Source organism: Pedobacter sp., from assembly GCF_040513095.1.
Lineage (GTDB): Bacteria > Bacteroidota > Bacteroidia > Sphingobacteriales > Sphingobacteriaceae > Pedobacter.
This window is the reverse complement of record NZ_JBEVDX010000128.1, coordinates 1-13,248: the sequence shown is the minus strand read 5'-3', so window position 1 is coordinate 13,248 and position 13,248 is coordinate 1. Positions and strand designations below refer to the sequence as shown.

14 protein-coding genes are annotated in these 13,248 nt (G+C 42.4%); 4 read left to right on the top strand and 10 right to left on the bottom strand.

All coding sequences use genetic code 11. The features are described 5' to 3' along the window. Positions 1-59: 59 nt before the first annotated feature. The 6 genes from ABWY16_RS14850 to ABWY16_RS14825 form a co-directional block, all read right to left on the bottom strand. Positions 60-548 (bottom strand): DUF4625 domain-containing protein, encoded by a 489-nt coding sequence (locus ABWY16_RS14850; RefSeq protein WP_353905431.1) that lies wholly within the window; start codon positions 546-548, stop codon positions 60-62. 3 nt (positions 549-551) lie between these two features. After that, the gene (locus tag ABWY16_RS14845) at positions 552-2,981 is read right to left on the bottom strand and encodes a TonB-dependent receptor (RefSeq protein WP_353905430.1); all 2,430 of its coding nucleotides are present in this window, start codon (positions 2,979-2,981) and stop codon (positions 552-554) included. A 695-nt stretch (positions 2,982-3,676) separates the two neighbouring features. After that, entirely contained in the window at positions 3,677-4,471 is a 795-nt protein-coding gene (locus ABWY16_RS14840) for an SDR family NAD(P)-dependent oxidoreductase (protein ID WP_353905429.1), read from the bottom strand. A gap of 28 nt (positions 4,472-4,499) precedes the next feature. Beyond that, positions 4,500-5,657 (bottom strand): zinc-dependent alcohol dehydrogenase, encoded by a 1,158-nt coding sequence (locus ABWY16_RS14835; protein ID WP_353905428.1) that lies wholly within the window; start codon positions 5,655-5,657, stop codon positions 4,500-4,502. Between the two features lie 71 nt (positions 5,658-5,728). After that, on the bottom strand, positions 5,729-6,487 hold the full coding sequence (locus ABWY16_RS14830; protein ID WP_353905427.1) for an SDR family NAD(P)-dependent oxidoreductase: 759 nt from the start codon (positions 6,485-6,487) through the stop codon (positions 5,729-5,731). A 233-nt stretch (positions 6,488-6,720) separates the two neighbouring features. Next, entirely contained in the window at positions 6,721-7,308 is a 588-nt protein-coding gene (locus ABWY16_RS14825) for a Crp/Fnr family transcriptional regulator (protein WP_353905426.1), read from the bottom strand. Positions 7,309-7,516: 208 nt separating this feature from the next. On the opposite strand from ABWY16_RS14825, the gene ABWY16_RS14820 reads away from it, so the two are divergent. Both ABWY16_RS14820 and ABWY16_RS14815 read left to right on the top strand, forming a co-directional pair. Further along, a complete protein-coding gene (locus ABWY16_RS14820; RefSeq protein ID WP_353905425.1) occupies positions 7,517-8,617 on the top strand; it encodes an NAD(P)-binding domain-containing protein in 1,101 nt (366 codons plus the stop codon). A 183-nt stretch (positions 8,618-8,800) separates the two neighbouring features. Then, entirely contained in the window at positions 8,801-9,667 is an 867-nt protein-coding gene (locus ABWY16_RS14815) for an erythromycin esterase family protein (RefSeq protein WP_353905424.1), read from the top strand. Between the two features lie 36 nt (positions 9,668-9,703). Here the strand turns inward: ABWY16_RS14815 and ABWY16_RS14810 are convergent, their stop codons facing one another. Further along, complete coding sequence (locus tag ABWY16_RS14810) at positions 9,704-10,714, bottom strand: zinc-binding alcohol dehydrogenase family protein (protein ID WP_353905423.1); 1,011 nt, start codon at positions 10,712-10,714, stop codon at positions 9,704-9,706. Positions 10,715-10,743: 29 nt separating this feature from the next. Then, positions 10,744-11,037: a hypothetical protein gene (locus tag ABWY16_RS14805; RefSeq protein WP_353905422.1), complete on the bottom strand. Its 294-nt coding sequence runs from the start codon at positions 11,035-11,037 to the stop codon at positions 10,744-10,746. A gap of 195 nt (positions 11,038-11,232) precedes the next feature. Here ABWY16_RS14805 and ABWY16_RS14800 point away from each other — a divergent pair, with 195 nt between their 5' ends. Both ABWY16_RS14800 and ABWY16_RS14795 read left to right on the top strand, forming a co-directional pair. Beyond that, positions 11,233-11,772: a YbhB/YbcL family Raf kinase inhibitor-like protein gene (locus ABWY16_RS14800; RefSeq protein ID WP_353905421.1), complete on the top strand. Its 540-nt coding sequence runs from the start codon at positions 11,233-11,235 to the stop codon at positions 11,770-11,772. An 86-nt stretch (positions 11,773-11,858) separates the two neighbouring features. Beyond that, on the top strand, positions 11,859-12,728 hold the full coding sequence (locus tag ABWY16_RS14795) for a helix-turn-helix domain-containing protein (protein ID WP_353905420.1): 870 nt from the start codon (positions 11,859-11,861) through the stop codon (positions 12,726-12,728). A 14-nt stretch (positions 12,729-12,742) separates the two neighbouring features. On the opposite strand, the gene ABWY16_RS14790 is transcribed toward ABWY16_RS14795, so the two are convergent. Continuing rightward, positions 12,743-12,997 carry a hypothetical protein gene (locus ABWY16_RS14790; protein ID WP_353905419.1) on the bottom strand — a complete coding sequence of 85 codons (255 nt, stop codon included), beginning with the start codon at positions 12,995-12,997 and terminating at the stop codon, positions 12,743-12,745. 42 nt (positions 12,998-13,039) lie between these two features. After that, the gene (locus ABWY16_RS14785) at positions 13,040-13,216 is read right to left on the bottom strand and encodes a hypothetical protein (RefSeq protein ID WP_353905418.1); all 177 of its coding nucleotides are present in this window, start codon (positions 13,214-13,216) and stop codon (positions 13,040-13,042) included. Positions 13,217-13,248 lie beyond the last annotated feature (32 nt).

Sequence of the window (13,248 nt, the reverse complement as noted above, 5' to 3'; positions counted from 1 at the left end):
GGTAACTAACAAGATGATCAGGGAAATAAATAGTATTGGCTTTCTCATAACAGAATTGGTTAATGGGTAATTACAGTATTAGGTGGAACATTGGCTTCGGCATAAATGGTAATGCTCTTTTTTACTTCCAGCTTGCTGCCGTTCTGGTCGTTAACAATAACCACAAAATCATATTTGCCCTCAACAGCATCAGTAGGGATATAAAAATGTTTATGGACGGTGGTATTCTTTGCATCATTATAGGTGTCCCATGTAATTTCATGGCTCCATGCTTTTATATAGGTTTCGCCGGTACGGGGTAAAATTTTCACTTGCACATTTGCTATCTTTCCGCTTACCAGCACATCTGCATTGAAATGGAAGTCTTTGCCAATTACCCCTATCTGGTTATTGTTTATGCCTATTTCCAGGTTTTGAATTGTAGGCTGTAACGGTTCAGGATTATCTCCGGAATCTTTCTTGCATGCCGTAAAGCACATGCCGGTCAGAAAACATACGATCATCGTACTTTTCATTGTCATGAGTTTTGTGTGTTGAGATTTCATCATTGATTAATTGTTTGTTGTTGAATGAGTTTGTGACTGGATGCTGAATGGCACTTTTAGCGATAAAATGATGTTGCGTCCTGCCTCTGGCAATTCTATCAGCCGATAGAAGCTGGTATGATTGAGATACCTGGTATTGAACAGGTTCTGCGCCTGCAGGCTGATCATAACAGGCTGATTGTGAATACGAATCTTTGATCCCGCCTGAAGATTCACTACGCGATAGCCCGGGGTTTTCTTTTCTGGCGGTACAATATTATCCTGCGCAGCAGTAATTCGGTAATCAATAGAGAAGTAGCTGTCCTCGAGGCGCCCTTTTAGTTCAGGGGACCAGGTCAGGTTGAATAAGGCTGAAGCCGGAGGCGAGAAAGGCAGTGTATACCCCTTTTTGTCTCCGGACAACTGCTTCGCATACAGGTACTCGGCAAGTACTTCTGCACTCAGGTTGTTAAGTACCTGATATTTGAATTGCAACTCCCCGCCGTAGCGCTCAACACGGCTTTGTGCGTACTCAAATACCTGGTTCCCGGCGCCGTAAAAGTAATCGTGTGCAGCTGTTGGGTTTAGGTAAATATAATTTGGGAAGTAGTTATAGAAAGGACTGAGCTGAACAGACCAGCGTGGAGCAGCCCAGGCTAAACTCACATCTGCCTGGTAGGATTGCTCTGGTGCTAATGCAGGATTGCCACGTTCATAACTGAAATAATGATAATTTACACCATTTGCAGCAAGTTCTTTTGCAATAGGCATTCTAAAACTCTTCCCTACATTGGCTTTTAAGCTAAAGCTACCTTCGGGGTTATAATTCAGTCCGGCAGACCATACCAGGCTATTGAATACACGATTGAGGTCTTCCGCCCGGGTTAACTTTTTTGCCATAGTGACCCCATCAGTAGTTAAGGTGGAGTTGAACCAATCCTGGTAGGCAAACATATTGATCTGCCCATAATCATACCTCAGGGCTCCATGCAGTAATACCGATTCGCTAAGTTTAAATTTGTCGTAGACAAAGGCACCCGCGGCAGTCTGCTTGAAGGCTGGGACCAAAAAGCTCCAGCCATATATGGCGTTATTCTGCTGCTCCAGGTTGGCACCCAGTTTAACTTCATGCCTGCCCAATGAGATGTTGTCCCGCAGGTTAATGCTATATACCTGCTTATCAAACTCCCTTTCCAGGCTGGCGGGAATCTGCAGCTCTGCAGGATAAACCGGCGGCATGTATCCATGATTTACATACTGGCTGAATTCCTGTCTGAAATTATGTTGATAGCCCAGTTCCATTTCAAGATGGTTACCCGCCAATTGGTACTCAGTATGATTAATTACCTTCAGATGATTTACCCTTTGGCTGGGCATGAGGATATCTCTGCTTGATGCATCATGCAAAACCTCGTCTACACGCCTGGGTTCGAGCCCGTGGGCATTAGCAAAAAAGCCACTTTTACTATAGGTATTACTCAGGTAAAATATTGAGCGAAACCGATTGTTGACGAATCCTGTATTCAGGTGTATGCCTGTTTCCTTACCTGCTGTATTCCTAAGTTGATTCTTATGCAGATTAACCGCATAATCATATACATAAACTTGATCAGTTGGTACACGGTAATCGCCATAGTCCTGATAAGTAGCTCTTGCACCTGCAAACCAATGCTGGTTTCTGCCATACAAGTTTACAGAACTGCCATAGAGGTTATTATTTGTTTTACCAATTATGTCTACAGAGCCGCCTATGGTGTGAGGTTTCGGTATAGCTGCAGGTTTGATATCTATGGCTCCGCCTATGGCATCTGATCCATATACAAAAGATGCTGCGCCTTTGATTATTTCTATTTCGCCGGCGGCAAACTGGTCAATCTCCAGCCCATGGTCTGCCCCCCATTGCTGGCCTTCGTGTTTTACGCCTTTATCTACGACTACTACCCGGTTAAATCCCAGTCCGCGGATCAGAGGTTTGGATTGTCCGGAACCAATACCTATAGTTTTGATACCCGGCAAACGTTCCAGCGTTTTCATCAGGCTTCCGCCGAGGTTCCGCTGGATGAAGTCGGCATTTACCACTTCTACATTAAGTGATTCTTCCTGCCTTCTCAGCGCAACATGCCTGTCTTTTATTTTTACTTCTTCCAGTTGATGCTGAAGGTTTGGTAAGGTTATTGGCACCTCTATATTAGTAGACTGCAGGTTCACCTTTACAGTTACTTCACTGATAGATGGCAGGCCAGCGCGGAGTTCATAACTGCCTGGATACAATCCTTTAAACAGAAACGATCCCGCAGTATCAGTGATTACCTTTTTAGTTCCTGGACTTAATTTAACTACTACACCTTTAACAGGTTGACGGAGTTTATCTGTAATTTTGCCAGACAGTATGAGGTTTTGCCCCTGCATTTCTGTGACAGAAACGACGAGCAGCAATAGCGTAAAGAATTGCTTCATTTATGATGAAGGATGAGATTTTGCGGGCAAGCTTATTTTAGTGTAAATTCTGCAGAGAGAACATACCTGTAATAAGGGAACCCGAAATTAACTGATAGAAAAAATAGCAAAGGATGCTACTGCAAGCATTGGTGCAGCAGCTTGAAATCAATTAGCAGAAAGAAATTGATTTATGAAGCGACTCTGGGCGGTCCCTTATTGGTGAAACCCTGTAGGGTGAATTTATAGTTCCCTATGAAAGTATGGGTGTGATAGCTTATCACATCTGGTAGAGGAGCTACCAAAACATATGAAAAAGAATAAAATTCCTGCTTGCCCTGCTGATGCATAAAGTAATCACAAATCTTACACTGGTCCTTTTCGAAAACTATATCATCGTCAACTGCAGATTGCTCAGTTTGTGCAGAACGTTTATGTGTATGGATAGCCTGGATAACTGAGATCGAAAGGAAGAGCAATACCAGCAGTAGTGATCCTAGCTGATAACATTTGTGAAGAATATTTTTATGTCTCTTTTTCAATTCGCATCAAAGTTGCATTAAAAGATTTGAATTAGCAAATGAAAAAAAATTAAGCGCCGAGTCGCTGGCTGAAAAGCTGTGAGTACAAATGAGAGCTACTATTGTTCTTTCAGTTGGACTAAAATAAGAATGGAAAAGATAAAGCCTTTGGAAATCCAAAGGCTTTATTGTTATTTATTGATCTTTTGGTTTTTGCTGTTCATAGACCTGATGAGCAACAAGACTATCTGGTGTAAGACTACCCATACCCACCTGAACTTTATTCTTGAAGCCGGAAATAACTTTATCTTTTCCAGCCATCAGGGCATCATAACCATCCTTTGCCACATCTGCAGGATCAGACAGTGAATCTTTATCCTGCACTGCTTTACTGTCTAACATATCCGCTTTAGCGAAGAAATCTGTATCAGTTGCTCCCGGCATCAGTGCGGTGACTGTGATATTTGTATCGCGCAGCTCTTCTCGGATGGCCTCAGTAAATGAAAGCACAAATGCTTTTGTTCCATGATACACTGCCTGCCATGGACCTGGGGTTTTACTGGCGATAGAAGCCGTATTGAGAATCTTCCCCGAATTTCTTGCGGTCATCTCCTTTAGGAAAAGCTTGGTCAGCACCACAAGAGAAGAAATGTTAAGATGAATAATGTCCAGTTCGCGGTCTATATCTGTATCTTCGAACTCTCCGTATACACCCTGACCGGCATTGTTAACCAGTACATCAATGCGGATATCCTGCGACTGCAAGTCGGCAAATAAGCCAAAAGCCTCTTCAGGGTCAAAAAGATCTTTAGCAATAGTGATAACCCGTATCCCGCTCTTTTCTAGCTCTGCTGATTTCGAATCAAGCTCAGCCTGATCGCGGGCAACGATTACCAGATTGTAACCGTCCTGGGCAAAAAGTTTAGCCAGTTCATAACCTATCCCACTGGTTGCACCAGTGATTAAGGCGTATTTATTTGTGTTTTCCATAGTATTGAACTTAAAGTTGATAATTCGGTTAAGGTTTTAAAACAACTTTTACGCAATCGTCTTTCTTTTCGTCGAAGATTTTATAGCCGTGTGCAACTTCACTAAGTGGTAAAGTGTGTGTAATGATATCATCGAGCACTACTTTTTCGTCTTTTACCAGCTCGATCAGCTTATCAATATAGTTTAAAACCGGTGCCTGACCCTGTTTGATGGTCAGCCCCTTATCAAAAATCCTGTACAAAGGGAAATTATCATAAGGACTTCCGTAAACACCTAAAATTGAAACAGTCCCACTACGACGCACCGCTTCGAAACAAAGTTCAAGCACTTTTATGCTCCCCTTTTCGAAATTGATAGTCGCCTTTAACTTGTCCATAAGGTTACGCTCAGGCTCAAAACCAACTGCATCAATACAAACATCTGCTCCTCTGCCAGCAGTCATCTCGCGAATTGCTTCAACAACATCAACTTTATGTGGGTTTAGCGTATCTACATTATTCACTGCCTTTGCTTTTTCCAGTCGGTAATCCAGCGGGTCAATGGCAATAACTCTGCTTGCCCCATGTATCCAGGCTGCTTTCTGGGCCATCAGCCCTACCGGACCTGACCCAAATATGGCTACAACTTCTCCACCTTTCATTTGCGCCCAATCCACGCCTGACCATCCTGTAGGGAAAATATCGGTCAGGAATAGAGCTTGTTCATCAGTGATATTGTCCGGAATAATCCTTGGACTCACATCAGCATAAGGAACGCGCACATATTCCGCCTGCCCACCCGAGTATCCTCCATAAAGATCAGTGTAGCCAAACAATGCTGCACCCTTTTGGTCCATCATGTCGCCGTTAGGTCCATAGTGCTTGTAGTTGGAATTTTCACAGCTTGGAGAAGCTCCATGGTTGCAGAAAAAACAAGAACCGCAGGCGATAGGAAAGGGCACAATTACCCGGTCTCCTTTTTTCAGGTTTTTAACTTCTGCACCAACTTCCTCAACGATTCCCATAAATTCGTGCCCCAGTACCATATCAGTGGTTTGAGGGACAGCCCCGCTCAAAATGTGCAGGTCTGATCCGCAGATTGCGGTAGATGTTACTTTTAAAATGATGTCTGTTGCAAGTTCGATCCTGGGATCAGCTACGGTTGTATAACTGATGTCTCCCGGTTTGTGAAATACTGCTGCTTTCATAATTATGTTTTTATAGATAGGTAGGTGTTGGAACATCCCATCTCTAAAAATGTTTAATCATTTTGACAGTTTTAAAAACCATACATCCCTCCCGAAACTGAAAGTTGCTCACCTGTAATCCAGGCTGAATCATCAGAAGCAAGAAATACGACAGCTTTAGCAATATCTGCAGGCTGGCCACGGCGACCAAGTGGTGTATTGGCAATAAACATTTTTTCATAATCGCTGCCAGCAGTAACCCCTGCGTTAGCGGCACCTTCTGTAGCTGTAGCACCGGGCAATATTGAATTGATACGAACGTTTTTAGCACCCAGTTCCTTTGATAAAGAAATTGTTATGGCATCCACTGCTGCTTTTGTTGCTGAGTACAATGATGCTGAGGGAAGTGGGTATTTGCTTGCGCCGGAACTAATATTAATGATGTTGCCGCCCTTATCTCCAAACAGCTTTAAAGATGCCTGAATAGTAAGGATAGGACCCAAAACATTGACATTGAAATGCTGATGAAAAGCTTCCACTGATACCTGTTCAATTGGCAGATATCCCTGATGTACCGCATTGTTCACCAAAATATCCAGTGTGCCGAAAGCTTTCTCAGTTTCTTCAAAAAGCCTGATGACATCGGCTTCTTTAGATACATCTGCCTGTACCGAAATCGCATGCCCTCCATTATCAGTTATCTCCTTTACCACACTGTCTGCTGCTGCTTTACTTGATGCGTAATTCACAACAACCTTCGCACCAGCCGCTGCAAAGTGTTTAGCTATTGATGCACCTATTCCTTGTGAAGCTCCTGTAACGACAGCTACTTTGTTTTCTAATTTTCTCATGATTTTATATTTAATGTGTTCAAATCCTTCAGGATAATTTGTGTTCTGAAGTACATGTCAAAGATGCAGCCCGGCAAGGAACCGTCGGTTGACCTGAATCATTAAATGCTTGTGGTATAGCTCAACTCAGGGTAGTGATTTAAGTCACGTTATTAAGATAACTAATTATCAGATAGCCGATTGTGATTGAACTTTAGAAGAGTGGAAACAGAAAACCTAAAAGCTTACGATGCTTATTTGAACGAATTTTTCCTGATCCTGCTCAAAGTTTCACGGGATAAACCCAGATAAGAAGCAATCATATTTTGGGGGAAACGTTTTACAAACTGCGGATAGTTGCGCATCAGGTCCTCGTAACGCTCTTCTGCCGTATAGCTCATAGCGGCCTGCATTCTTTTCTGGTTTGCAATGGTGTAATTCTGATTGATGACATTAGCCATTGTTGCAAAAGCAGGAATATGCTTTAGATGCTCTTCTATCTGGGCATTGGTGGATTGCAGCACTTCAAGATTTTCCAGCGCTTCAATGTTGAAGCGAGTTGGCGTTAAAAGGTAAAAGCTTTCAAAATCTGCGAGCCACCAATTTTCCATCGCTAATTTCAGTGTATTTTCATGGCCTTTTTCATCTACCGTGAAGGTCCTTGCGGATCCTTTGACGATGAACCCAATGTACTTGCATACGTCTCCTTCCTGTAAAAAGAATTGTCGTTTCCGAAGTTTCCTTGGTTTGAAGTGTAACATCAAAAGTTGCTTGTCACTCTCTGAAAGCAGTTTGCCTGATATTTCCTGAATGTATTCAAAAAGCGCTTCAAAATTGGACATTGTTGAGATTTAGTAGTACCCGCAATTTACTCAATCTGTCCGATAAAACACAAAAAAAACAGAAGCACCATGTCTCCGGCTTCCTGCAAAATAGTTCATCTGCAAGGCAATTCTGCTCTCCTCAGCATTCACAATTGGTGCATAATCCGGCAATTTAATAGTGTTTGCCTGATAATTACTATTTTTACTGTTCGTAGAAAGGATCATCATGCCTGAATCAGAGAACACCGCAGCAGAGTTGATATTTAAAACTGATATCATTGTAATTGGAGCAGGCCAAGCCGGACTTTCCTCTGCTTATTATCTAAAGCAGCAAGGACTTGCGGAAGGCCGTGGATTTGTGATTTTAGACCAGTCGCCCCATCCGGGTGGTGCCTGGCAATACAGGTGGCCTTCGCTTACGCTGAGCACAGTAAATGGTATACACGATTTACCTGGCCTCTCCTTCTCCAGCACCATTGAAGTTCCGGATTCAGAAGTCAAAGCAAGCACTGCTGTTCCGCATTATTACAGCGAGTACGAAAAAAAATTTGATTTCCATGTCTACCGGCCGGTTAAAACCAATCTTGTGTGCGACCGCGGTGACAGGTTCCGCATTGAGACCGATCACGGACTGTTCTCAGCGAGAGGAATCATTAACGCAACTGGCAGCTGGGAAGCTCCTTATATTCCCACCTATCCCGGATCAGATAGTTTTGAAGGCATTCAGCTGCATACCAGGGATTATCATAGTGCCAATGAATTTGTGGGCAAGCATGTCATCATTGTGGGCGGCGGCATATCCGCGATACAGCTGCTCGATGAGATTTCCAGGCTGACCACCACGACCTGGGTAACCCGCAATGAGCCTAATTTTAGGGATGGGCCCTGGCTGGAGGAATTTGGGCGGGCCGCGGTGCAGAAGGTGGAGGACCGCGTCAGACAGGGACTTCCTCCGGGATCAATTGTATCAGTTACAGGCCTTCCTCTTACCCCTGCAATCGAGCAAATGAAAGCGCGGGGAGTGTTAACCCGTCAGCCGATGTTCAGCGAGATTACTTCAGATGGAGTTCGCTGGGCGGATGGGCGTCAAATTACTGCCGATGTGATTTTATGGTGCACCGGCTTCCGCAGTAGTTTGGATCATCTGGCACCTTTAATGCTGCACGACGACAAGGGCGGTATATTGATGGGAGGAAGATTAGCCACACAAGTGATGAAAGACCCCCGGATTCATCTTGTTGGTTATGGTCCTTCCGCTTCCACCATAGGTGCCAACAGAGCTGGAAGAGCAGCAGCGACAGAACTGAAGGCGCAGCTGGGGCTGTGATAGCGTTCATCTCTTATTTCTGAAATCAACAATATGGAATTCGGCTATTTATAACATCAATTATAAAACAACGAGTTAAACTTTATGAAAAAAGCATATTTGACTGCCTATCGGATGAAAATCATATCGTCCCTGATTTTTAGTGTTCTTTTGACGTGCGCGGCCTTCGGTCAATCACTGAGCGTGATTAACAAAGATGCATACGCACTAAATTCTGATCTCAGTTCATCTGATACTGATCTGGCTTTCCTGAAGAGTGAAGTAGAAGGCAAAAAGGTCATTGGTCTGGGGGAGTTTTCTCACGGAACCAGAGAACTTTTTATACAGAAAACACGCATCATCAAATATCTTATTGAAAAGTGTGATTTCCGATTGCTGTCATTTGAGACTCAGGAACCTATAATGGCAGCAATTAATGCATTTTTACAAACTGGAGAAGGAAACTTAAAAAGCCTTATGGCGCCTATGGGCTTATACAATACGGAAGATATTTATAACCTTTTCCAGCTAATCAGACAATTCAATATTACGAACAGTAAAGACAAAGTAATTTTACTGGGATTGGATGATCAGAACTACTGGTCTAACCCAATAACCCGAGACAAGTTCATGGCGCAAAATCTCATTAAAAGCTATGAACTTAAAAAAGCGAAGACTATCATCTGGACACATAATGTTCACATTATGAAAGATACTACATCTAACTCAATGTCAATGGGTTCATTTTTGAATCAGCATTTTCGGAATGATTTTTATACAATTGGCTTTGATGGTTTTAAAGGAACAGTAAGCGTCCTGAACGATGATAAATTCGAACCGCACCCATTTCAGGCAAAAGAACACACTTTATCGACAATACTCGATCAGGCAAGATATCCATCATTTTATCTACCATTTCATAAAAACAGTATGATAAACGGTAGTAGCCAGCTGATTATTAATTTCTATTCTGACTGGAGAGAACCAAAACCACTGAAAGTGAAACCAGGCCTGGATTTCGATGGTATAATCTTTATAAGGAACACCTCTGCAACAACTAAACTAGAATGATGAGGGCACGCCTTAAGATCTCATTTATCTCAGCAGCTAGTAACTTATGACGGTCTTCCCAATAGCTTTCCCGCTTTCCAATAACCGGTGTGCGTCCTTTATATTTTCAACACTCAATCCCTGCAGCGTATTGTAGATTGTGCTTTTTAATCTACTCTCATCAAATAAATCAGCCGCAATGTTTAAGATATGAGATTGTGAGATCATATCTTCTGTCTGGTAGGAAGATCGCGTAAACATAAATTCCCAGTGGATGCTTACGCTCTTTGGTTTCAATTGAATCAGATTTACTGGTTCCTTGGCGTCACTGATTGAACCGATTTTTCCCTGAGGTTTGATCAGTTCTGCAAATGCATCCCAATAAAAGTTGAGATCAGCACAATCGAAGATAAAATCGACTTGTTCAAAGCCAGCTTTATGTACTTCATTGATCAGGTCCTTGTGATTAACTACGTAATCTGCGCCTTGTAATTTGCACCACTCTACAGTTTCATCGCGTGATGCTGTGCTGATTACAGTAAGCCCTCCTACCTGTTTTGCAATTTGGGTAGCAATGGAACCTACGCCACCAGCTCCGCCGACAATCAGTATCGATTTGCCTTTGTCTTTATCCCTTATCCCGAATCTTTCAAATAGCATTTCCCATGCAGTTATGGTTGTCAGAGGCATAGCTGCTGCCGCTTCATAAGATAATGATGATGGTTTTTTACCTACTATTCTTTCATCTACCAACTGATATTCACTGTTGCATCCGCTTCTTTTAAGGTCACCCGAGTAGTAAACTTCATCACCGACTTTGAGACTTGTGACTTCCTCCCCTACTGCTTCTACCGTTCCGGCAGCATCCCACCCTATTACTTTAGGCTCATCCAGGGTCACATCTTTGGCACTTTTCTGACGGATTTTATAATCCACTGGATTGACACTGATTGCCTTGATCTTAACTAAAATATCCCTTCCGGAAGCCTCAGGGACAGCAGTTTCAAATGAGACAAAGCTATCCTGCTCCGTAATGTCCAGTGATTGTTTAAATCCTATTGCTCGCATATTTTTAGGTGTTTTTTGGTTAAGGATGTTTATCTGTTTAAGAATTGCTGAACGAGTTGTTCCCATTCCATAGCCAAAGCAATATCCGGTCTGCTTTGTTTTGCTCTTTTATACCAGTAATCGGCATTCCAGATATCTCCTTCCTTACGGTGCAGATAAGCATGGATATGAGCGGATGGCTGATCGTCTAAGTGATCCACCTGATGATGTGCTTCTGCCCAATCGCCTTTTCCATCATACCAGAGGGCTTTCAGTTGTACCGATAAACCTTGTGGAGGAATTTCGTTTGTTAAAGAGTCTTTGAATTCTTGCAGATTTTCCATTTGATACTAAGATATGCTATTAAAATAATTTAGGCAAATTAGGTCAACATCAGGCTTCAGGAGTAACTGTTATCGCTTGCTGGTATTTATTGATGCTGAGAGTATCAAAAGATTGAACGTGTAACAACACTTTTTGAACGTTCCCCTATCATTGGGCCTTGCAGCAAGCGCTAACTTTGAAATAAATTAAGACATATGAAAAGATTTTTTACAACCTTAGCAGTGGCAGCAATAATAAGCACTACAGCAGTAGCACAAACATTTACCTTGAAGAGTAATGAACTTGGTGGTCAGCTAACCAACAAGCAGTATGCAAATGCGATGGGATTTACTGGTGAAAACAAGTCGCCTCAACTCTCCTGGGAGAATGCACCCAAAGGAACAGAAAGCTTTGCTGTTACCATTTATGATATGGATGCGCCATCTGGAAGCGGTTTCTGGCACTGGGTGGTATTTAACATTCCTGCGAATGTTCATGAGCTAAAATCTGGTGCAGGAGACGCAACAAAAAACCTGATACCCGAAGGTGCTATACAAAGTAATACAGATATGGGTGCGCCCGGTTTCGTTGGTGCTGCCCCTCCTGTCGGTCCGGCACATGGCTATCTGATCACGGTTTATGCTTTGAGCAAAAAACTGGAGCTGGACAAGAATGCAGGTCCTGCTTTTGTAGGATTCAACATGCACTTTTTGACACTCTCTAAAGCTTCATTAATAGTTTACGGCAAGAAGTAAAACCCGGTTATACAACAGCATGTTGGAATAATTAAACATGCTTCTCTGTTGCCTGAAAATTGCTAAATGTTTATCTTTAAAAAACAATGAATCGAACTAAAGAATTCTATCTACCTAAAGATCTTAACTTTCAACCTTCAGGCATAGATGCCCCTGAGGTATCCATAATTAATTATAATTCTGAGGTTGCCAGCGCTAACAACAGAATTAAATTAGGTCAGAATCTTTTTAGTTTTTTGCTGGAGGGTGAGAAAGCAGTACAGTATTCCGGCAAGTATGCCCGAATCAATCCCCATCAATTTTTATTGCTCTCTGCAGGTAACTATCTAATGAGCGAAAAGACTGCCTCTGAGGCTGGCCACTACCGAAGCATCCTCATTTTTTTTAAAAATAAAGTTCTCGCAGATTTCTTTATTAAAAATCCCAGGGTACTTTCGTCGCCTTCTGCAAGTGAAGATGCTTTCCTGGTTTTTGAAAAAGACGCTTTTTTACTGAATTATATCGAATCACTCAGCCATATTATTGCTGCTGGCAACTCATTGTCGCCAGCCATCCAAAACATCAAACTGGAAGAATTGCTTCATTACTTATGCGACAAGCATCCTGGACAACTTCAGAAACTATGTACATTTGGTAATAGTGCTGGTGATGACGATATAATTCGCCAGGCAGTAACAGCAAATCTGGACCACCCGATTACAGTTGAAGAACTTGCATTTTTATGTAACGTCAGTTTATCTACCTTTAAGAGAAGATTTGCAAAGATATACGGTACGTCGCCCAATAAATGGTTATTAAAGCAGAGAATGGAGAAAGCCGCATACCTGCTTAAACAAGGAGAATATAAAGCCAGTGAGATTTACTTTGAGTTGGGTTACGAAAACCTTTCAAGTTTTATCCAATCTTTTAAGCAGGTTCATGGTATAACCCCGAAGCAGTACCAGTCATCGAATTAACTATTAATGCGGCTCTACTTTTTATCTGTTGATGCCACTAAGCTGTAGGCCAGTTCGTCAATTTTGTCATTGATTTCAAACACGTTAGATAAAACAACTACTGCAATTTTAGCTTTAATGCTTCTCAGATACTCTTTGATTTCGGTCTTACCATAATCACTGTATGGATTTGTCATCTCTTTTAGCTGCAGGTTTTCTGGCAAACGAGGCAGCCCTGAGGTATGATTTCTCCTTTTAGGTGCTGAACCGGAAGGCAGAACCATTTTCATTTGCAAGTTCTTGCATTGACATTTGTCAATCTTTAAAATTAACTAGGACCGGTAATTGGCACTCCAGCTATATCGTTCCTTACGGTGCAGATAGTCATGGATTTGAGTGGATGGCTGGTCATTAGTCACGTCGCCTTTATCTTTTACCCTAAAAAGGGAGCTGCTGCCATGGAATGGATCAGGGTAAATGAAACCAGCTGCATTTGCAGGAAAAATCACTAGTTTAGCCGTTAAACTCGCTTAAGACCTCG